At 63.4% G+C, this 19785-nt stretch carries 18 protein-coding genes, 1 tRNA gene and 1 pseudogene; 15 read left to right on the top strand and 5 right to left on the bottom strand.

Going from position 1 to position 19785, the window contains the following annotated elements:
- Positions 1 to 216: 216 nt before the first annotated feature.
- A complete protein-coding gene (locus tag NKH49_RS13325; RefSeq protein ID WP_352612903.1) occupies positions 217 to 1269 on the top strand; it encodes a threonine aldolase family protein in 1053 nt (350 codons plus the stop codon).
- A 90-nt stretch (positions 1270 to 1359) separates the two neighbouring features.
- Here NKH49_RS13325 and NKH49_RS13320 read toward each other — a convergent pair whose 3' ends face one another.
- Positions 1360 to 1824, bottom strand: coding sequence for an Hsp20 family protein (locus tag NKH49_RS13320; RefSeq protein WP_023675381.1), 465 nt, complete (start codon positions 1822 to 1824; stop codon positions 1360 to 1362).
- Positions 1825 to 2300: 476 nt separating this feature from the next.
- Here NKH49_RS13320 and NKH49_RS13315 point away from each other — a divergent pair, with 476 nt between their 5' ends.
- The 3 genes and pseudogenes from NKH49_RS13315 to NKH49_RS13305 all read left to right on the top strand — a co-directional run.
- Positions 2301 to 3275, top strand: coding sequence for an alpha/beta fold hydrolase (locus NKH49_RS13315; RefSeq protein ID WP_352469521.1), 975 nt, complete (start codon positions 2301 to 2303; stop codon positions 3273 to 3275).
- 138 nt (positions 3276 to 3413) lie between these two features.
- Positions 3414 to 3599 (top strand): hypothetical protein, encoded by a 186-nt coding sequence (locus NKH49_RS13310; protein ID WP_352612906.1) that lies wholly within the window; start codon positions 3414 to 3416, stop codon positions 3597 to 3599.
- 15 nt (positions 3600 to 3614) lie between these two features.
- Positions 3615 to 3872: pseudogene (locus tag NKH49_RS13305) on the top strand (styrene oxide isomerase); the annotation flags it as partial.
- A 145-nt stretch (positions 3873 to 4017) separates the two neighbouring features.
- Here NKH49_RS13305 and hisN read toward each other — a convergent pair.
- A complete protein-coding gene (hisN, locus tag NKH49_RS13300; RefSeq protein ID WP_352926284.1) occupies positions 4018 to 4791 on the bottom strand; it encodes a histidinol-phosphatase in 774 nt (257 codons plus the stop codon).
- Between the two features lie 328 nt (positions 4792 to 5119).
- On the bottom strand, positions 5120 to 6061 hold the full coding sequence (locus NKH49_RS13295; protein WP_352612910.1) for an N-formylglutamate amidohydrolase: 942 nt from the start codon (positions 6059 to 6061) through the stop codon (positions 5120 to 5122).
- Between the two features lie 153 nt (positions 6062 to 6214).
- Here NKH49_RS13295 and cpdR point away from each other — a divergent pair, with 153 nt between their 5' ends.
- Both cpdR and NKH49_RS13285 read left to right on the top strand, forming a co-directional pair.
- Positions 6215 to 6577: a cell cycle two-component system response regulator CpdR gene (gene cpdR / locus NKH49_RS13290; RefSeq protein ID WP_006199474.1), complete on the top strand. Its 363-nt coding sequence runs from the start codon at positions 6215 to 6217 to the stop codon at positions 6575 to 6577.
- 104 nt (positions 6578 to 6681) lie between these two features.
- Positions 6682 to 6756 (top strand) — tRNA-Val (locus NKH49_RS13285).
- Between the two features lie 66 nt (positions 6757 to 6822).
- On the opposite strand, the gene fcl is transcribed toward NKH49_RS13285, so the two are convergent.
- Positions 6823 to 7785 carry a GDP-L-fucose synthase gene (gene fcl, locus NKH49_RS13280; protein WP_352612912.1) on the bottom strand — a complete coding sequence of 321 codons (963 nt, stop codon included), beginning with the start codon at positions 7783 to 7785 and terminating at the stop codon, positions 6823 to 6825.
- 162 nt (positions 7786 to 7947) lie between these two features.
- Complete coding sequence (locus tag NKH49_RS13275) at positions 7948 to 9102, bottom strand: dihydrodipicolinate synthase family protein (RefSeq protein ID WP_352612914.1); 1155 nt, start codon at positions 9100 to 9102, stop codon at positions 7948 to 7950.
- Between the two features lie 241 nt (positions 9103 to 9343).
- Here NKH49_RS13275 and NKH49_RS13270 point away from each other — a divergent pair, with 241 nt between their 5' ends.
- The 9 genes from NKH49_RS13270 (at position 9344) to NKH49_RS13230 (ending at position 19783) form a co-directional block, all read left to right on the top strand.
- On the top strand, positions 9344 to 10399 hold the full coding sequence (locus NKH49_RS13270) for a LacI family DNA-binding transcriptional regulator (protein WP_352612916.1): 1056 nt from the start codon (positions 9344 to 9346) through the stop codon (positions 10397 to 10399).
- Positions 10396 to 11412, top strand: coding sequence for a Gfo/Idh/MocA family protein (locus NKH49_RS13265; protein ID WP_352612918.1), 1017 nt, complete (start codon positions 10396 to 10398; stop codon positions 11410 to 11412). The genes NKH49_RS13270 and NKH49_RS13265 overlap by 4 nt, the downstream gene beginning before the upstream one ends.
- Complete coding sequence (locus tag NKH49_RS13260) at positions 11409 to 13010, top strand: acyl CoA:acetate/3-ketoacid CoA transferase (protein WP_352612920.1); 1602 nt, start codon at positions 11409 to 11411, stop codon at positions 13008 to 13010. The genes NKH49_RS13265 and NKH49_RS13260 overlap by 4 nt, the downstream gene beginning before the upstream one ends.
- Positions 13003 to 13779 (top strand): enoyl-CoA hydratase/isomerase family protein, encoded by a 777-nt coding sequence (locus tag NKH49_RS13255; RefSeq protein ID WP_352612922.1) that lies wholly within the window; start codon positions 13003 to 13005, stop codon positions 13777 to 13779. Before NKH49_RS13260 ends, NKH49_RS13255 begins: the two co-directional genes overlap by 8 nt.
- 15 nt (positions 13780 to 13794) lie before the next feature.
- A complete protein-coding gene (locus NKH49_RS13250; protein ID WP_352539369.1) occupies positions 13795 to 15306 on the top strand; it encodes an aldehyde dehydrogenase family protein in 1512 nt (503 codons plus the stop codon).
- A 59-nt stretch (positions 15307 to 15365) separates the two neighbouring features.
- A complete protein-coding gene (locus NKH49_RS13245; RefSeq protein WP_031194023.1) occupies positions 15366 to 16619 on the top strand; it encodes an ABC transporter substrate-binding protein in 1254 nt (417 codons plus the stop codon).
- Between the two features lie 143 nt (positions 16620 to 16762).
- Positions 16763 to 17722: a carbohydrate ABC transporter permease gene (locus tag NKH49_RS13240; RefSeq protein WP_352469510.1), complete on the top strand. Its 960-nt coding sequence runs from the start codon at positions 16763 to 16765 to the stop codon at positions 17720 to 17722.
- Positions 17719 to 18663, top strand: coding sequence for a carbohydrate ABC transporter permease (locus NKH49_RS13235; protein ID WP_023675367.1), 945 nt, complete (start codon positions 17719 to 17721; stop codon positions 18661 to 18663). Before NKH49_RS13240 ends, NKH49_RS13235 begins: the two co-directional genes overlap by 4 nt.
- A gap of 4 nt (positions 18664 to 18667) precedes the next feature.
- Positions 18668 to 19783 (top strand): ABC transporter ATP-binding protein, encoded by a 1116-nt coding sequence (locus NKH49_RS13230; protein ID WP_023675366.1) that lies wholly within the window; start codon positions 18668 to 18670, stop codon positions 19781 to 19783.
- Positions 19784 to 19785: the final 2 nt, after the last annotated feature.

Below are 19785 nucleotides of genomic sequence, written 5' to 3'. Positions count from 1 at the left end.
TGACAGAAATTTTGGATGCACACAAGACCGATTCACAAAATTCTTGAAGCTTTCGCGACAGAAAATTGCGCGGAACGCAGTGTCAGCGTAACCTTCAGTCGCTGCATCTACGCTCATGCGTTTCGCTGGCTTTAGCGGATTTTCGGTATCTGCCACTTGCGGCCGGCATGCGAAAGCGGCCAAGCTCGCACCGATTTCCCCAGCATAGGCAGACGCATGATTTTCGCTTCCGACAATTGGGCAGGCGCCCATCCCCGTATCGCTGCCGGCCTGTCGGCCCATGCCGACGGCTTCTCCACCGCCTATGGCGACGGCGTCCTCGACAAGGCAGTTTACCGGCGCTTCAATGAGATCTTCGAATGCGAAGTCGCGGTGTTTTTCGTCGCCACCGGCACCGCTGCCAATTCGCTGTCGCTGACTACCTATAACAAGCCAGGCGGCATTTCCTTCTGCCATCGCGAATCGCACATCATCGAGGACGAATGCGGTGCACCGGAATATTTCACCGGCGGTTCGCGGCTTTGTACAGTCGAAGGCGCACTCGGCAGGATCGATGCCGGCAATCTGGAACGGGCGGTGGACCGTTTCGCACCCGAAAACGTCCATTCCGGGCGGCCGGTTGCCGTTTCGATCACCCAGTCGACCGAAGTCGGCACCGTCTACACACTGAACGAAATCGCCAGGATTTCGGCGATCGCAAAGCAGCATGGACTGCCGCTGCACATGGATGGGGCCCGCTTTGCCAATGCGCTCGTCGCGCTGGAAACGACGCCGGCCGAAATGACCTGGAAGCATGGCGTTGACATCCTCTCCTTCGGCGGCACCAAGAATGGCTGTTGGTGCGCCGAGGCGATCGTGCTGTTCGACCTCGAGCGAGCCAAGGAATTGGCCTTTTTGCGTAAGCGCGCGGCCCAGCTGTTCTCGAAATCGCGCTTCATCGCCGCGCAATTCGATGCTTATTTCAGGGGTGGGCTGTGGCTCGACACAGCACGGCACGCCAATGCGATGGCGGCACGGCTTGCCGCGGCGATAGAAGATTCCCCTTCGGCCCGGCTGGCCTGGCTGCCGCAGGCGAACGAGGTCTTCGCAGTCATGAAAAAGGCCGAGGCCGAAAGAATGCAAGCGGCAGGGGCGGCCTTCCACGACTGGCACAGGCCGCTCGGCTACGACGGCTACATTGGCGAAGACGAAGCGCTCTATCGGTTTGTCACCAGCTTCGCGACCACGCCCGACGAGGTCGACCGTTTCGGCTACCTGCTCGCCGGATAGCAAGCCTTGCCCACCAGCAAAAAGAGCGGCGCATTGCTGCACCGCCCTTTCTTCCCGGGGAGTTGGCGTCCCGGAGTTTAGCTGCCTGGCTTAGGCGGCAGTCTTGGCCTCGATCTGCTTGGCCTTGGCCGGAGCCGAGGTGATCGCGATCTTGCGCGGCTTCAGCTCTTCGGGGATGTTGCGCTTGAGGTCGACGAAGAGCAGGCCGTTCTTCAGCGCGGCGCCGACAACCTCGACGTGATCGGCAAGCTGGAAGCGGCGCTCGAAGGCTCGGCTGGCGATACCGCGATAGAGCAGTTCGGAGCCTTCGCCATTGCCTTCCTCCTTGCGCTCACCCTTGACGGTCAGCACATTGCGGTGAGCTTCGATCGAAATCTCATCTTCCGAGAAGCCGGCCACAGCCATCGAGATGCGATAGGCATCCTCGCCCGTGCGCTCGATGTTGTAAGGCGGATACGTCTGGCCTTCCGGCTGCGCAAGCGAATCGAGCATGGTGAACAACCGGTCAAAACCGACGGTCGAACGGTAGAGCGGGGAAAAATCAACGTGACGCATAGTGTGTTCTCCTGTTGAGCAACAAGGTTGCGTATGGCCGGTGCGAAACCCGTGACGGCGTTCCGGATGGGCCAGCGGCCCCGACATTGGCGACCGCATGCCAAATTTGGGAAGCCGGCGACGGCATTTCAAGATTTTCCCGCGTCCGAACGGGACCGGTCCCCGGCCCACGTCCCGATGCCGATGAACGGCAGATGAACCGTGGCTTCGGCGAGCGTTCAGCCGGGCGGCACTAAAACTGTTCTCGAGATCACGAACAGGTCGCCGGAAAAGGCGACACGACGAGGCCGAACCGGGTGTAACGTCCCTTCCTCCCGGTCGACAGAGGCCGGAAGCACGCCAAGGCTGCTTCCGGCCTTACTTGTTCGCTGCCTGGCGGTCGACCTCCCCGGCGTCCCGAATTCCTTTGCTTTTGGCGCATGGGCGTTTATGCCTGACTTGCGCCCACGCCGGCACCGACACCAACCAAAAACCGCATGACCGATCTTCTCCACCAGCCCCCTCTCTTCCAGGAAACTCCGGGCAATCCGCTGCCGGAAAACGCGGCCGGCGGCTTCTTCACCACGCGCGACGGCAAGAAGATCCGCTATGGGCTGTTTGCCGCGGTTGCCCGCCCGATGAAGGGCACCGTCGTCGTCCTGACCGGCCGCAACGAGTGCATCGAGAAGTATTTCGAGACCATTCGCAACCTTGCCGACCGGGGCTTTGGCGTGGCAACCCTCGACTGGCGCGGACAGGGCGCTTCCGACCGGCTGATCGGCGACCGACAGCGCGGCTTCGTCCGGAGCTTCTTCGATTACACCGGCGATCTGGAGCAGTTCTTCGAGGAGATCGTGCTGCCCGATTGCCGAGGACCCTACTACATACTGGCCCACTCGGCCGGCGCGGTGATTGCGCTGCTCGCCGCGCCCTCGATGGCGAACCGCGTGCGCCGCATGGTGCTGATCGCACCGTTCTTCACCGTGCCGGACCTGCCGGTTTCGGTAAAAACCGTCCGCCGCCTCTGTTCGCTGTTCTGCCTTCTCGGCCTTGGCCGGCTCTATGCCGCATGGGGGCCGCGGCCCAAGGAATCGGTGCCCTTCGCCATAAACAAGCTGACCAGCGACCCGGAACGCTATCGGCGCAACACGCTGATCTACGAAACCTATCCGCAGCTGGCGCTCGGCGGACCGACGATCCGCTGGCTGAAGGCGGCCACCGAGGCATCCTTGATCGTCAGCGACCCGGATTTCATGGCCAAGATCCAGGTGCCCTTGCTGATGATCGCCGCCGGCGCCGACCAGGTCGTCTCGACCAGGGCAGTCGAAGCCTATGCGAGACGTCTGCGCGTCGGCTCGCTAGTGATGATCGACGGCGCCCGCCATGAGATCCTCCAGGAAGCCGACCTCTATCGCGAGCAGTTGCTTGCGGCATTCGATGCCTTCATCCCCGGAACCGGCGACGCTGTTTGACCGCTTCGCCGGCGCCCGCCAACAAAGCCCGCACGGGTCGCTTGTCCGACGCAGCGTGCCCCCTTATTCCCGTTAAGGCATCGAGCGCTAGGTTGCTGCCAAAGAGAATGGAGGCCATTCGCCGGGAGAAAAAGGACCATGAACGCATCGAACACGCTGTCACGTCAGGGGCATCGGCTACTGCAGATTGGCGTCGCGCTGCTGCTGTTTTCGTCATTCGAAGGGTTTGCAATACCGTATCTCGCCGCACCGCGGCTCGGACTGTCCGCGCACACGCTCAGCGCCCTGGAGGGCGTTCTCTTGCTGGCTCTAGGCCTCACATGATCTAGGCTCAATCTCGGCGCGGCGACGTCGCGGATTGCTTTCTGGCTGCTGATCTATTCGGCTTTGGCGATCCTGGCCGCCTACGTGATCGCCAGCGCTTGGGCGGCCGGCAACGAGACTATGCCGTTGGCGGCCGGAGCCTTCCACGGAAGTGCCTTTCAGGAAGCTGTGATCAAAGGTGTGGCGTATTCGTCCGCGCCGACCGGCCTCATCTCTTTCGTGCTCATTTTGTGGGGCCTGCGTCTCTCGGACGCTTGGCCTGCCGACAGCTAATGCATGTCGCGCAGCGGTTTTGCGATAACATGCATAAAACAAGCGCGTCACATGAGTTCACTCAAACGCGGCGCGCTTTGCTTTAGGACCGTACCGCGGTTTCCGTCGGATTTGCGCAAAACAGACGCGTGGGTGCACCGGATGCTTAGCCGCGCAGCGCCGCCATCGCGGCTGCGTGCAGCTCCGGTGTCGCCGCCGCCAGGATGTCGCCGCCGTTTTCCGCCGGGCCGCCTTCGAAGGTGGTGACAACGCCGCCTGCCTTCTCGATGATCGGGATCAGCGCGACGATGTCGTACGGTTTCAATCCGGGATCGGCAACGATATCGACGCTGCCCGCCGCCACCATCGCGAAGGCATAGCAGTCGGTGCCGTAACGGGCGAGCTGGACCTGTTGCTCGAACAGGTCGTAGCGCAGGCGCGCGTCTCCCTTGAACAGCGCCGGCGTGGTGGTGAACAGCGTCGCCTCGGCGAGATTCGTCGTCTTGCGCGTAGCGAGTTTTCGGGGGCCACCGGGACCTTCATAATGCGAGCCGGAGGCATTGGCGTAGAACAACTCGCCGGTGAAGGGCTGCGACATCATGCCGGCGACGGCATCGCCGTCGACCGTCAGCCCGACCAGCGTGCCCCATACCGGCAGGCCGGAAATGAAGGCGCGCGTTCCATCGATCGGATCGATCACCCAGACATGCCGGCTGGAGATGTTTTCGCTGCCATGTTCCTCGCCGAGAACGCCGTGATCGGGGTATTGCGCTGATATCAGCGCCCGGATGGCGCGCTCGGCCTCGCGGTCGGCCTCGGTGACCGGGTCGAAGCTGCCGCGCTCCTTGTTGGTGACCGCGCCCTGGTTGCGGAAGCGCGGCAAGGTCTCGGCTGCGGCGGCACGCGCAATGCGCCGCATGAACTCGATGTTGATGTCCAACTGATTCTCCCGCTCCAGCATGTTTGGAGATACCCGTTTGCCTACGGATTTATGCCGAAACAAGGGCGTTCGGAGCCTTTCGCATGGTGCCAACTGTTGCTCGAATGCAACGCCGCCGTCATGGAAATGCAGTTTCCACTTCACAGTGAATTAAAAAAGCCGGAACGCGCCTTGACATTTGTGCAGCGCACAATACGTTTGTTCTCGGACAGGGGTTCCTGTCCATGCCCTCCTTGGGCGTTTCCTCCCTAGACTTCGACCGTGTCGTGCAAACGATGCGGTCTTTTTTTACGCTGCCGCATGAGCGGCGGGTACCGCGATTCCGCGGCTATTCGGCGGCCAGCGGCAGATCCATGAAATTGTGATCGGGCATCGCCATCAGTTCGGCCGAAAACCGCGCCAGATCGTCGGCCAGTGCGTCGAAACCAGCCGATCTCTGGAACGTCCGCTCATTCATGTAGAGCCCGCGATTGACCTCGATCTGCAGCGCATGCAGATGGCGCACGGGGCGGCCATAGTGCTCGGTAATGAAGCCTCCGGCATAGGGCTTGTTGTGGGCGACGCTGTAGCCCATGCCGGTGAGCAGGCCGATCGCCGTCTCGGTCAACGCCGCCGCGGCCGAGATGCCGAAACGGTCGCCGACGATGAAATCCGGCCGCAATCCGCTGTCGCCGACCCTTATGCTTGCCGGCATCGAGTGGCAGTCAATCAGCACGGCGTAGCCGAAGCGCGCATGGGTTCTGGTCAAAAGCCGTTTCAGCGTCTCGTGATAGGGCTTGTAGACCGCTTCGATGCGCGCCACGGCTTCCGCCAGCGGCAAGCGGCCGGAATAGATGTCGAGCCCCTCGCCGACCAGCTTGGGCACGGTGCCGAGCCCGCCGGCCACCCGCGCCGAGCGGATGTTGCAGAATGACGGCACCGGTTCGGCGAACATGCGCGGGTCGAGTTCCCACGGCTCCCGATTGACGTCGAGATAGGCGCGCGGGAAGTTTGCCGCCAGCATCGGCGCTCCGAGCGCGACGGCGCCGCCGAACAATTCCTCGACATAGCAGTCCTCAGAGCGGCGGATGGCGTTGCGGTCCAGCTTGGCCATAGCCATGAACCGGTCCGGATAGTAGCGGCCGCTATGCGGCGAGTTGAAGAGGAAGGGAACGCGCTGTTCGGCGCCCGATCGGATTTCGAAGGGTGGAACGACCGAAAAATCCTCGGCTGCCGTTTTCAATTTGGACGAACCCGGGAATACCAATGCATCATGATAGGAAAGTGCCACCTCGCCGCCCGCATGTCCAGCCGCCGAAGCGCCAGCCAAATCAGGATTGTGCGGCCAACGTTCACTTGATGTTTACCGTCACCTCCTCATATACAGCATGGTTAACGGGCTTGCCGCACGGCATTGTCGGTTGGGTGATTCGGACGGGACAAGATGGCACGCATTCTGCTGGCGGAAGACGATGACGACATGCGCCGGTTCCTCGTCAAGGCGCTGGAGCGCGCCGGTTATCAGGTCAGCGATTTCGACAATGGCGCCAGTGCCTATGAGCGGCTGCGCGAGGAACCTTTTTCGCTGCTTTTGACCGACATCGTCATGCCCGAGATGGATGGCATCGAGCTCGCCCGTCGCGCCACGGAGATCGATCCCGACCTCAAGGTGATGTTCATCACCGGCTTCGCCGCCGTCGCACTGAACCCTGATTCCAAGGCGCCGAAAGACGCCAAGGTGCTATCGAAGCCGTTCCACCTGCGCGACCTCGTCAACGAAGTCGAAAAGATGCTGCAGGCCGCCTGACGCGTTTTTTCTCGCGTCTTGACCGACCCGGCAAGCCAGCCATTCTTTCCCCTTTCCCGCTATTGACGTGCCGAACCAAAAATGGTGTATGCGCGGCTTCGGATGGGCGTGTAGCTCAGCGGGAGAGCACTGCATTGACATTGCAGGGGTCACAGGTTCAATCCCTGTCACGCCCACCATCCAGATAATCCCTCAATTGGCCGTCGGTATTTTTCGTTGACTGACGTTCCCTGCCTATACCGGCCTCAGGCCGCACCGAGGCGCAGATCGCCGGTCTCGACGTGCTCCAGAAACCAGGCATAGGTCTGTTCCAACCCGCTGCGCAGCGAGTAGCGCGGGCGCCAGCCGGTGGCGAACAGACGCGACACGTCCATCAGCTTGCGCGGCGTGCCGTCCGGCTTCGTCGCATCGAATGTTATTGCGGCATCGGCGCCGGCGACCGACACGATGGTGCGGGCAAGATCGGCAATGGTGATGTCTTCCCCCGAGCCGACATTGATGTGGCTGTCGCCCGAATAATTCTTCAGCAACCAGACCAGCGCGTCGGCGGCGTCGTCGACATGCAGGAATTCGCGCATCGGCGTGCCTGATCCCCACACCTCCAGGCTCTTGCGGCCGGCGCGCCTGGCCTCGTGCGCCTTGCGCATCAGAGCGGGCACGACATGGCTGGAATTGAGGTCGAAATTGTCGCCCGGGCCGTAGAGATTGGTCGGCATCGCCGAGATGTAGTCGACGCCGTACTGGCGCCGATAGGCCTGGCACAGTTTCAGCCCGGCGATCTTGGCGATCGCATACCATTCGTTGGTGGGTTCGAGCGGCCCTGTCAGCAAGGCGTCCTCGGAGATCGGCTGCGCCGCGAATTTGGGATAGATGCAGGATGAACCGAGAAACAGCAGCTTCTGCACCTCGTTGCGGAAGGCGCTGTCGATGACATTGTTCTGCATGACGAGATTGTCCTGCAGAAAATCGACCGGAAGCCTGTTGTTGGCCAGGATACCGCCAACCTTGGCCGCCGCCATCACCACTGCATCCGGCTTGCGGTCTGACATCCAACGCCGCACGCCGGCCTGGTCGAGAAGATCGAGCTCGGCGCGCGAGGCGGTCAGGACCTCGCAATCCTCGTCGGCCAATCTGCGCAGGATGGCCGAGCCGACCATGCCGCGATGTCCGGCCACGAAAACGCGCTTACCCTGAAGGTCGAAGGTCATCAGCTTACCCCAATGCAGAACGGCAGCTATGCCAGTTGGCCGGCGGAGCGCCGGATCGGCTTCTCTGTTGCCGGACGCATACCGCATACAGATTTGCCCAGACAAGGCAAATCGCAAAGCCATCCGAAGCAACCTTTGGATCGGACACTGTAGCGCTCGCGATCAGACGCCCGCTACCGCGCACAGGCTTGTCATTCTGGCAATGGCAAGCCCGGGGTCGGCCAGCAACCCTGCCTGGTCGGCAAGGCGAAAGACATCGGCATAGTGACGGACGCCGCGCGCCGATTGCATGCCGCCGACCATCGAAAAATGCTCCTGATGGCCGTTCAGCCATGCCATGAAGACGATGCCGGCCTTGTAGTATTCGGTCGGCGCCTCGAAGATCTTGCGCGACAGCGGCACTGTCGGGGCCATCAGCGCGTCGTAGCCCGCGCGGTCGCCGTCGGCCAGCTTTGCCAGCGCCGCATTGGCGACCGGCGCGATGGCATCGAAAATGCCGAGCAGCGCGTGCGAATGTCTGTCGCCGTCGCCGGCGATCAGCTCGGGGTAATTGAAATCGTCGCCGGTGAACATCAGCACGCCCTCGGGCAGCCGATCCCTGAGCGCAATCTCCTTGCCGGCATCGAGCAGCGATATCTTTATGCCTTCGACCTTGCCGGCATGGCGTTCGATGATCGCGACCACCGTCTCCAGCGCAGTTTCGAAGTCGCTGCTGCCCCAGTAGCCTTTCAGCGCCGGGTCGAACATGTCGCCCAGCCAGTGCAGGATGACCTTGCCGGAGGCCTGGGACAGGATGCGGTCGTAGACGCCGATATAGTCGTCGGGGCCTTTGGCGACCGCCGCCAGCGCCCGGCTGGCCATCATGATCGCCTTGCCGCCAAGCCCTTCGATGAAGCCGAGCTGTTCTTCATAGGCCGCGATGACATCATCTAGCCTGCTGGCGCCCCCCGGCGCCAGATGGTCGGTGCCGGCGCCCGACGCAAGATCGGCGCCTTCGACGCTGCGCGCCTCGGCGATCGAGCGGCGGATCAATTCCTTGGCATTCGCCCAGTCGAAACCCATGCCGCGCTGAGAGGTGTCCATCGCTTCGGCGACACGGAAGCCAAGCCGCCAGAGGTGACGGCGAAACGCCATCGTCTTGTCCCAGTCGACCGCGGGCCTCGACCACGGATCGGTCATGGCGAGGGGATCGGCAACGACATGGGCGGCGGCGTAGGCGATGCGCGAGAAGCGAGCGCCGGCCACCGGCTGCACCGGCTGGCCGACAAGCCGGTAGCGGACACGGCTGGCGCCTTCCCCGGGCAAGGTGATGTCCATGGCTCTCTCCCCTACCAATGCCTATTAAATGGAACGTTCCAACAAATCAAGATATTTTGCCCCCTGCCTCGTGCAGCGAAAATTGCTGCATCGCAGTAGCCGAAAGCCCTGCTTGCGGGAGAATTGCGCCGCCGAGCCGCATTTTTCCCGGCTTCGCAAAAACGCGATTGACTCAAATGCGCCGCAGGGATTAGATCGTTCCAATAAATCGCACAAGAAACCACCGGGAGGACAGATCTGGATGGCCAGCCGGGCCAAGGCAACGATACTCGACATCGCCCGTGAGGCGGGCGTGTCCAAATCGACGGTATCGCTGGTGCTGCAAGGCAGCGGGCTGATCCGGCCCGAAACCGTGCTCAAGGTGCGCAAGGCGATCGAGGACGTCGGCTACGTCTACAACCGCGGCGCCGCCAATCTGCGCAAGGCCCATTCCAACGTCATCGGCATGGTCATCAACGATCTCACCAATCCGTTTTTCGCCGAGCTCGCGGTCGGCATGGAGCGCGTCTTCCAGTCGGCCGGCGTCGTGCCTTTCATCGCCAATACGGCCGAAAACCCGGTGCGCCAGGAAGAGGTTCTGAAATCGTTGATGGAGCAGGGTGTCGCCGGGCTCGTCGTGTCGCCGGCGCGCGGCACCACGCCTGGCGCGTTCCGTCGCCTTGAGACCGCAGGCGTTCCGGTCGTCTTCGTCATGCGCCGGCTTCCCGAAAGCCGCATCCCGGTGATCACGCCCGACAATCATCGCGGCGCTTATCTTGCCACCGCCCATCTGATCGGCAAGGGCCACAGCCGGCTGGCCTTCTTCGGCGGCTCGTCCGACCTTGTCGTCTATCACGAACGCCTGGGCGGCTTTCGCGAGGCCTGTGAAGCGCTCGGCATCGATCCGGCCGACAGGCTGGTCTTCGAGGGCGAAACCAGCCGCAAGGGCGGTATTGCCTGCCTGGAAACCGCACTTGCCATGGCCGCGCCGCCGACCGCGGCCCTTTGCTTCAACGATGCGGTCGCCTTCGGCGTCTTGCTGGCGCTGCGCAAGCGCGGCCTGGAACCCGGCGCGGACTTTGCCGTCGTCGGCTTCGACGACGTCGCCGAGGCCGAGCACTATATGCCGGCGCTGACCAGCGTCGCGGTGAACACCGCCGGCCTCGGCGAGCGCGCCGCCCATGTCGTGCTGAAGATGATCCAATCGCGCACCACGCGCGCCGAGGATCATATCGGCGCCGTCAACCTCGTGGTCAGGGAAAGCTGCGGCCCCGATCGCAAGGAGCATGGCTGCGCAGGAATGGGAGACGCGGCATGACCGTCAGTTGGGGGCTGATCGGCGCCAGCACGATCGCAAGACAGTTCATGATCGGCGCCATCCGCGCGCAGCCGGACGGCGAGATCGCCGCAGTGATGAGCTCCAGCCCGGAGCGGGCTACCGCCTATGCTCTGGAAAACCGCATTCCGGCGGCGGTCGCGACGATTGATGAATTGCTCGGCTCCGACATCGACGCCGTCTACATCTCGACCACCAACGAATTGCATCTCGAACAGGCACTCGCCGCCATCGAGGCGGGAAAGCATGTGCTTTGCGAAAAACCACTGGCGCTGACCAGCGCCGACGCGCGCAAGATGGTCGCGGCGGCCAGGGCCGCCGGCGTCGTGCTCGGCACCAATCACCACCTGCGCAATGCCGGCTCGCATCGGGCGATGCGCGAAGCGATCGCTGCCGGCCGCATCGGCAGGCCGATCGCCGCGCGCGTCTTCCACTCCGTCTATCTGCCGGAAAACCTGCAGGGCTGGCGCATCACCAGGCCGGACGCCGGCGGCGGCGTGGTGCTCGACATCACCGTCCACGATGCCGACACGCTGCGCTTCGTGCTCGGCGACGATCCCGTCGAGATCTCGGCATTCACGCAGTCGGCCGGCATGGCCGCCGGCGGGCTGGAAGACGGCGCCATGTGCCTCTGGCGCTTCGGATCGGGGATCATTGCCCAATCGCATGAGGGCTTCACCACCAAATTCGCCGGCACCGGCTTCGAGGTGCATGGCAGCGAAGGCTCGCTGATCGCCAAGGACGTGATGACGCAGAAGCCAGTCGGCTCGGTGTTGCTTCGCACGGCACAGGGTGAGGAGGAATTGAGCTTCGACCGCGAAGACCTCTATGCCCGTTCGCTGCGCCAATTCCACGCGGCGATCCGCGGCGAGGGCCAGCCTTCCGCCACCGGCGAGGACGGCGTCTGGTCGCTGACATCAGCCGAAGCGGCATTGCAGTCGGCCAGGTCTGGCAAGGCCGTTGCCATCGACCCGAAGCTCGGGAGCGCAGCGTGAGCAAGCTCGTTTCCGCGGCTGAGGCTGCCGGCCTGATCAGGGATGGCGTGGTCGTTTCCGTGTCGTCGTCGAGCGGCCTCGGCTGCCCGGATGCGGTGCTTGCCGCGATCGGCGAGCGCTTCGACGCCGACGGCCATCCCAAGGACATCACGACGCTGCACCCGATCGCCGCCGGTGACATGTACGGCATCAAGGGCATCGACCATGTAGCCAAGCCCGGCCTGTTGAAGCGCACTTTGTGCGGCTCCTATCCGTCCGGGCCGTCATCGTCGGAACCGCCGCAGATCTGGAAGATGATCGGCGACAATACGGTCGCCGCCTACAACGTGCCATCCGGCATCCTGTTCGACATGCACCGCGAAGCCGCGGCCAAGCGCCCCGGCGTGCTGACCAAGGTCGGGCTCGATACCTTTGCCGACCCGCGCCATCAGGGTTGCGCCATGAATACTGCCGCCAGCGAGCCGATCGTTTCGGTGCAGCAGTTCGACGGCGAGGAATGGCTCTATTTCCGCTCGATCGTACCGCAGGTCGCGATCATCCGCGCCACCACGGCGGACGAGCGCGGCAACCTTACCTATGAGCATGAGGGTGCCTATCTCGGCGGCCTCGAACAGGCGCTGGCCGCCCGCAACAATGGCGGCATCGTCATCGCGCAGGTCAAGCGCGTCGTCGAGAACGGCACGCTGAAGCCGCACGATGTGCGCGTGCCCGGCGTGCTGGTCGACCATATCGTGGTGGCGCCCGACCAGTTGCAGACGACGCTGACGCCTTACGATCCGGCCATCTCCGGCGAGATCTTCCGGCCGCTGTCGAGCTTTCGCAACGCCGAGATGAACGTCCAGAAGGTCATTGCGCGCCGCGTCGCCATGGAGCTTGCCGACGGCATGGCGGTCAATATCGGCTTCGGCATCTCGGCCAATGTGCCGCGCATTCTGCTCGAGGAAGGCCAGCACGGCAAGGTCACCTGGGTCATCGAACAGGGCGCGGTCGGCGGCGTGCCGCTGCTCGACTTCAAGTTCGGCTGCTCGTCGAATGCCGACGCCTTCATGCCCTCGCCGCACCAGTTCATCTATTTCCAGGCCGGCGGCTTCGACGCCTCGCTGCTGTCCTTCCTGCAGATCGACCGCCACGGCTCTGTCAATGTCTCGAAGCTTTCGGCGCGGCCCCACGTCACCGCCGGCGCCGGCGGCTTCGTCGACATCACCGCGCGGGCGAAGAAGATCGTCTTTTCCGGTTTCTTTAACGCCGGCGCCAAGCTGTCGCTTGCCGGTGGCGGCATTCGCATCGACCAGGAGGGCAAGGTCAAGAAAGTCGTCGGCGAGGTCGAGCATATCTCCTTCTCGGGCAAGCGTGCCGTCGCCCAGGGACAGGACATCACCTATGTCACCGAGCGCTGCGTGATGAAGCTGACGCCGGCAGGGCTGATGGTGACCGAGCTGGCGCCGGGCATCGACCTTGAGCGCGATGTGCTGGCGCAGGCCGAGATCCCGCTCGCCGTCGCCAACGAGCTGAAAATTACACCGGATGCGCTCTACCGGGACCGGCCGATCGGCCTGTCGCTCAATGGCGGCGCATCGCTTGGAGGCGCACATGGCTGAGCGTCTGGTAATCTTTGAAACCGACGGCCCCATCGGCATTGTCACACTGCGCCGGCCGGAGAAATTCAACGCGCTCGATATTCCGATGCTGCGGGCGCTGGAAGCGGCACTCGACGAGGCCGAGACAGCAACCGGCGTCCGCGTCGTGCTGATCTGCGGCGAAGGCAAGGGCTTTTGCGCCGGCGGCGATGTCGAGGCTTGGGCGGAAATGAGCGCCGCCGATTTCCAGGTGCAATGGGTGCGCTACGGCCATCGCGTCTTCGACCGACTGGCGCGGCTGCGGCAGCCGACCATCGCCGTGCTTGCCGGCCATGCGCTGGGCGGCGGGCTGGAACTGGCGGCCGCTGCAGACTTCCGCGTGGCGGAAACACAGGTGAAGCTGGGGTTCCCCGAAACCTCGATCGGCGTCGTTCCCGGCTGGTCCGGCACCCAGCGCGCCGTGCGCCGCTTCGGCGCGCAGGCAGTGCGGCGGATGGCGCTCGGCGGCGAAGTGTTTCTGGCTACCGAGGCTCTTGCTCTGGGGATTGTCGACCGGGTGGTCGAGACCGGTAAGGCGTTCGCTGAAGCCAAGGCCTGGGCCGGCAAGATCGCCGAGCGCGGCCCGCTCGCGACCGAAGCCGCCAAGCTGATGATTGCCATCGCGGAGGGCGAAGAGAGTGCTGCCGCGACCGAAGCGCTGGCCAGCGGCTTCATCGCGCTGACAAGCGATCTCAGGACCGGCGTCGAGGCTTTCAAGGCCAAGCAGAAGCCGGCGTTCTCAAGATCTTAGGAACCTGGAAATCACATGAACGCACCCCTCAACATCGCCATACCCGCCGAGGCAGCCGCAGCGCCGAAAAGCTACCGGCTGCTGATCGGCGGCAGGTTCGTCGACGCCCAGGACGGCCGCACGCTGGAGCGCAGCAGCCCTGGCCACGGCTTCACCGTCTCGCGCTATGCACAAGCCGGCGCGGCGGACGTGGAGGCTGCGGTACAGGCCGCGCACAGGGCCTTCGAGACCGGCCCGTGGCCGCGCATGAAGGCCGCCGAGCGCGCCGCGATCCTGCTCAAGGCTGCTGACCTGATCGAGGCGCGGCTGGACGAGATTGCCCGGCTCGACGCACTGGAATCCGGCAAACCGATTGCGCAGGCGCGCGGCGAGATCGGCGGCGCCGTCGATATCTGGCGTTATGCCGCGGCACTTGCCCGCACGCTTCACGGCGAAAGCTACGCCAATCTCGGCGATGCCATGCTCGGCGTCGTGTTGCGCGAACCGATCGGCGTCGTCTCCATCATCACGCCGTGGAATTTCCCGTTCCTTATCGTCAGCCAGAAGCTGCCCTTCGCGCTCGCCGCCGGCTGCACGGCGGTGGTCAAGCCGAGCGAGATGACCTCGGCCTCGACCTTTGTGCTCGGCGAGATCCTGATGCAGGCCGGCCTGCCGAATGGCGTCGTCAACATCCTTGCCGGGTTGGGCGCCGATGTCGGCGCACCGATGGTCAGCCATCCGCTGGTCGAGATGGTGTCGTTCACCGGCTCCACCCGCGTCGGCAAGATGACCATGGCGTCTGCCGCCAACTCGCTGAAGAAAGTCGCGATGGAGCTCGGCGGCAAGAACGGCCAGATCGTCTTTCCCGATGCCGACCTCGAGGCCGCCGCCGACGCGGCGGTGTTCGGCGGCTTTTTCAATGCCGGCGAATGCTGCAATGCCGGCAGCCGGCTGATCGTCCATGAGGCGATCGCCGACGAGTTCCTCGGCGCCGTCAATGCCCTCACCGCCAAGGTGGTTGTCGGCGACCCGCTCGACGACCGCACCAAGGTCGGCGCGATGATCTCCGCCGACCATATGGCCAAGGTCACCGGCTACGTGACGGCAGCGGAAAACGGCGGCGGCCGGATCTGTAGCGGCGGCAATCAGCTTGCTTCGAGCGCCGGCCAGTATCTTGATCCGACCATCGTTCGCGATGTCACCGAAGACATGGCCATTGCACGCGAGGAAGTGTTCGGTCCGGTGCTCTCGGTGCTGACTTTTGAATCGATTGAAAGGGCGTTGCACATCGCCAACAACACGCCCTATGGTCTGTCGGCGGGCGTGTGGAGCGCCAGCATCGATACCTGCATGTCGGTGGCGCGGAATGTGCGTTCGGGAACCGTTTGGGTGAACACGTTCATGGAGGGTTACCCCGAGCTGCCTTTCGGCGGCTACAAGCAGTCCGGTCTCGGACGCGAACTCGGCAAGCGCGCCGTCGAGGATTATACCGAGGAAAAGACAATCCAGTTTCATCGCGGCCAGCGCACCGGATGGTGGGTCGGCTGAGTTGGGAAGAACCCGGCGGGCATCCGCCGGTCGTGTAAGTTCAACAAGGGAGGAAGTACATGTTGCGCAAACTGCTTATCGGGACGGCTCTCGCATCGGGCGTTGCGTTCGCGGCCCATGCCGAGGACGTCAAGGAAGTCCAGATGCTGCATTGGTGGACGTCGGGCGGCGAAGCTGCCGCTCTGAACGTGCTCAAGCAGGATCTGGCCAAGGAAGGCTTTGCCTGGAAGGACGTGCCGGTGGCCGGCGGCGGCGGCGACGCTGCCATGACCGCGCTGAAGGCGATGGTGGCAGCGGGCAACTACCCGACCGCCTCGCAGATGCTTGGCTATACCGTGCTCGATTACGCCGCAGCCGGCGTTATGGGCGACCTGACCGAGACGGCGATAAAGGAAGGCTGGGACAAGTCCGTTCCCGCGGCCCTGCAGAAATTCTCCGTCTATGACGGCAAGTGGGTCGCGGCTCCGGTCAATGTCCACTCGGTCAACTGGCTATGGATCAACAAGGCGGTGATGGACAAGATCGGCGGCACCGAGCCCAAGACCTTCGACGACTTCATTGCGTTGCTGGACAAAGCCAAGGCGGCGGGCGTCATCCCGCTCGCGCTGGGCGGCCAGAACTGGCAGGAAGCGACAATGTTCGACTCAGTCGTGCTGTCGACCGGCGGGCCTGAGTTCTACAAGAAGGCCTTCAACGACCTCGACGAGGAGTCGCTGAAGTCCGACACGATGAAGAAGTCGTTCGACAATCTCGCCAAGCTCGTCACCTATGTCGACCCGAACTTCTCGGGCCGGGACTGGAACCTCGCCACCGCCATGGTCATCAAGGGCGATGCGCTGGTGCAGGTGATGGGTGACTGGGCCAAGGGCGAATTCAACGCCGCCAAGAAGGTCCCGGGCACCGACTTCCTGTGCTACCGCTTCCCGGGCACCGACGGCAGCGTCGTCTACAACTCCGACATGTTCGGCATGTTCAACGTTCCGGAGGACCGCAAGGCCGCCCAGATCGCCCTGGCCACCGCCACGCTGTCGAAGAGCTTCCAGTCGGCCTTCAACGTCGTCAAGGGCTCTGTCCCGGCCCGCACCGACGTGCCGGACACCGACTTCGACGCTTGCGGCAAGAAGGGCATGGCCGACCTGAAGGCCGCCAATGAAGGCGGCACGCTGTTCGGTTCGCTGGCGCAGGGCTATGGCGCGCCTCCCGCGGTTGCCAACGCCTACAAGGATGTCGTCTCGAAATTCGTGCACGGCCAGATCAAGACCTCGGACGAGGCCGTGACCCAACTGGTCAGCGCGATCGAAGACGCCAAGTAAGCACCCGCCCATGTGAATGATCTCCCCGGCGCAAGCCGGGGAGATCCCCTGCGGCGAGGTTTTGCGGTTGCGCCGACCGGCACGCTTTCGTGCCGCAGAGCCCGAGACAGCAGAATTCCGGACCCGCCATACGGAATGGACAGATGAGCACAGTTGCTGAAACCAGTATCACGCTGACGCCGGAGCACGATGCCCGTCCGGGCGCCACGGTGCGCTCGCGCCTTCAGAATGCGCTGCCGAAGCTCGTGCTGGCGCCGAGCTTCGCCGCCACAATCGTCTTCGTCTACGGCTTCATCCTGTGGACGATCTATCTGTCCTTCACCAATTCCAAGACCTTTCCCTCCTATGCGATCACCGGGCCACGCGCCTATCAGCGGCTATGGCGCTGGACTTTCGAAAGCGATCCGCCGTCCTCCTGGTACACGTCGATCACCAATATGGGGATTTTCGGCTTCCTCTACATTTCCATCTGCCTGGCGCTCGGCCTGTTCCTGGCGATCCTGCTCGACCAGAAGATCCGCGGCGAAGGTGTGCTGCGGCCGATCTACCTCTACCCGATGGCACTGTCGTTCATCGTCACCGGCGTTGCCTGGAAATGGTTTCTGGACCCCGGCCTCGGCCTCGAGCAGACACTGCACCAATGGGGCTGGACGAGCTTCCATTTCGACTGGATCAAGAACAAGGATTTCGTCATCTACACGGTGGTCATCGCCGGCGTCTGGCAGGCGTCGGGCTTCATCATGGCGATGTTCCTGGCCGGCCTGCGCGGCATCGACGGCGAGATCCTGAAGGCGGCGCAGATCGACGGCGCCACCACCTTCCAGCTCTACCGTCGCATCGTCATCCCGCTGCTGCGGCCGATCTTCCTGTCCGCCTTGATCGTCCTCGCGCATCTCGCCATCAAATCCTACGATCTGGTGGTCGCGCTGACCAGCGGCGGGCCGGGCGGTTCGGCCTGGCTGCCGTCCAACTTCATGTATGAGTACACCTTCAAGCGCAACGAGATGGCCGTCGGCTCGGCCAGCGCCGTGATCATGCTGATGACCATCACCGCGATCATCGTTCCCTATCTCTATTCCGAGCTTCGGGAGAAGCCGCGATGAGCGCCGTGGCCACTCCTGCTCGCCAGAGCACTGGCGGTATCAGCGCCAGGACGGTCAACCGTATTGTCATCTACGGGCTGCTGGCGCTGTTCGCGCTGTTCTATCTGATGCCGCTGTTCGTCATGCTTGTGACCTCGTTCAAGACCATGGACGAAATCCAGAACGGCAACATGCTGGCGCTGCCGCAGGAGCCGACCTTCGCACCTTGGATAAGGGCGTGGAGCGAGGTTTGCTCGGGTCTCACCTGCGTCGGCATGAAGGGTTATTTCTGGAACTCGATCAAGATGGTGGTTCCGGCCGTCATCATCTCGACCCTGCTCGGCGCGCTCAACGGCTATGTGCTGACGAAGTGGCGCTTTCGCGGGGCGACGCTGGTGTTCGGGCTGATGCTGTTTGCCTGCTTCATTCCGTTCCAGTCCGTCCTCTTGCCGATGGCAACGATCCTCGGCAGCCTCGGCCGGTTCGGCGTCAAGCTGCAGAACGCGACCGGCCTCACCTTCGGCTTCGGCAATCCGACCGTGAACCTGGTGTTCGTTCACGTCGTCTACGGCATCGGCTTCACCACCCTGTTCTTCCGCAATTATTACGAAGCGTTTCCGAACGAGCTGGTGAAGGCGGCGCAGATCGACGGCGCCAGCTTCTTCCAGATCTTCCGGCGCATCATGCTGCCCAACTCGCTGCCGATCATCGTGGTGACGGTGATCTACCAGTTCACCAACATCTGGAACGACTTCCTCTTCGCTTCCGCCTATGCCGGCTCAGGCGACGTGATGCCGATGACGGTGGCGCTGAACAATGTCGTCAACACCTCGACCGGCGTCGTCGAATACAACGTCAACATGGCGGCGGCGATGATCGCCGCGCTGCCGACGCTCCTCGTATACGTGCTCGCCGGCCGCTATTTCGTGCGCGGCCTGATGGCCGGCGCCGTCAAAGGATAATCGCATGGCTTTTCTGGAAATTGACGGGCTGAAGAAGCGTTTCGGAGCGGTCGAGATCCTGAAAGGCATCGACCTCGACCTGGAAAAGGGCGGCTTCCTCGTGCTGGTCGGGCCTTCCGGTTGCGGCAAGTCCACGCTGCTCAACACTATTGCCGGCCTGGAAACCATCACCGAAGGGGAAATCCGCGTCGACGGACGCACGATCAACGATCTCCACCCCTCCAAGCGCGACATCGCCATGGTCTTCCAGAGCTACGCGCTCTATCCGAACATGACGGTTGCCGGCAATATCGCCTTCGGCATGGAGATGCGCGGCGTGCCGGCCGGCGAGCGCCAGAAGGCGATCGACAAGGTGGCGAAGGTCCTGCAGATCGGCCATTTGCTGAAGCGCAAGCCAAGCCAGCTCTCCGGCGGCCAGCGCCAGCGCGTCGCCATGGGCCGGGCGCTGGTGCGCGATCCAAAGCTGTTCCTGTTCGACGAGCCTTTGTCCAATCTCGACGCCAAGCTGCGTGTCGACATGCGCATCGAGATCAAGCGCCTGCACGCCACCACCGGCACCACCATCGTCTACGTCACCCACGACCAGATCGAGGCGATGACGCTGGCCACCAAGATCGCGGTGATGCGCGACGGCGAGGTGCAGCAGTTCGGCACGCCAGCCGAAATCTATAACAATCCGGTCAACCTGTTTGTTGCCGACTTCATGGGCTCGCCGGCGATGAACCTGATCCCGGCGACGATCGGCAGCAACGGCAGCGGCTTCTCCGTCGTCATGGAGCGCGAGGCGCGCCAGCCGATCTCGCTGCCGCTGGGCAATGCGCCGGCCGGCCTGTCGGCATTCCAGGGAAAACCGATCATCTTCGGCGTCCGCCCGGAAGCACTGACCGATCCCGAGGGTGCCGAACGCAACGCCTCGAACATCGCCCGCGCCGACTGTCACATCGAGGTCATCGAGCCGGCCGGCTCGGATACGTTCGCGGTCACCAATCTCGGCGGCAAGGCGGTGGTGGCGCGGCTGCGCGCCGATGCCAAAATCCAGCCCGGCACGGTCACGCCGCTCGCCTTCAACCTGACCAAGGCGGTGTTCTTCGATCCGGCGACCGAGAAACGCATCGTCTAACG

It is taken from the genome of Mesorhizobium sp. M1088, assembly GCF_040318575.1.
GTDB lineage: Bacteria > Pseudomonadota > Alphaproteobacteria > Rhizobiales > Rhizobiaceae > Mesorhizobium.
This window is presented reverse-complemented; position numbering and strand designations above follow the sequence as displayed.

Excerpts from the sequence above, each read along its gene's own strand:
- NKH49_RS13325 (WP_352612903.1), top strand. The coding sequence starts at position 217 with ATGATTTTCGCTTCCGACAATTGGGCAGGCGCCCATCCCCGTATCGCT.
- NKH49_RS13320 (WP_023675381.1), bottom strand. The coding sequence starts at position 1,824 with ATGCGTCACGTTGATTTTTCCCCGCTCTACCGTTCGACCGTCGGTTTT.
- NKH49_RS13315 (WP_352469521.1), top strand. The coding sequence starts at position 2,301 with ATGACCGATCTTCTCCACCAGCCCCCTCTCTTCCAGGAAACTCCGGGC.
- NKH49_RS13310 (WP_352612906.1), top strand. The coding sequence starts at position 3,414 with ATGAACGCATCGAACACGCTGTCACGTCAGGGGCATCGGCTACTGCAG.
- cpdR (WP_006199474.1), top strand. The coding sequence starts at position 6,215 with ATGGCACGCATTCTGCTGGCGGAAGACGATGACGACATGCGCCGGTTC.
- fcl (WP_352612912.1), bottom strand. The coding sequence starts at position 7,785 with ATGACCTTCGACCTTCAGGGTAAGCGCGTTTTCGTGGCCGGACATCGC.
- NKH49_RS13275 (WP_352612914.1), bottom strand. The coding sequence starts at position 9,102 with ATGGACATCACCTTGCCCGGGGAAGGCGCCAGCCGTGTCCGCTACCGG.
- NKH49_RS13270 (WP_352612916.1), top strand. The coding sequence starts at position 9,344 with ATGGCCAGCCGGGCCAAGGCAACGATACTCGACATCGCCCGTGAGGCG.
- NKH49_RS13265 (WP_352612918.1), top strand. The coding sequence starts at position 10,396 with ATGACCGTCAGTTGGGGGCTGATCGGCGCCAGCACGATCGCAAGACAG.
- NKH49_RS13255 (WP_352612922.1), top strand. The coding sequence starts at position 13,003 with ATGGCTGAGCGTCTGGTAATCTTTGAAACCGACGGCCCCATCGGCATT.
- NKH49_RS13250 (WP_352539369.1), top strand. The coding sequence starts at position 13,795 with ATGAACGCACCCCTCAACATCGCCATACCCGCCGAGGCAGCCGCAGCG.
- NKH49_RS13245 (WP_031194023.1), top strand. The coding sequence starts at position 15,366 with ATGTTGCGCAAACTGCTTATCGGGACGGCTCTCGCATCGGGCGTTGCG.
- NKH49_RS13240 (WP_352469510.1), top strand. The coding sequence starts at position 16,763 with ATGAGCACAGTTGCTGAAACCAGTATCACGCTGACGCCGGAGCACGAT.
- NKH49_RS13235 (WP_023675367.1), top strand. The coding sequence starts at position 17,719 with ATGAGCGCCGTGGCCACTCCTGCTCGCCAGAGCACTGGCGGTATCAGC.
- NKH49_RS13230 (WP_023675366.1), top strand. The coding sequence starts at position 18,668 with ATGGCTTTTCTGGAAATTGACGGGCTGAAGAAGCGTTTCGGAGCGGTC.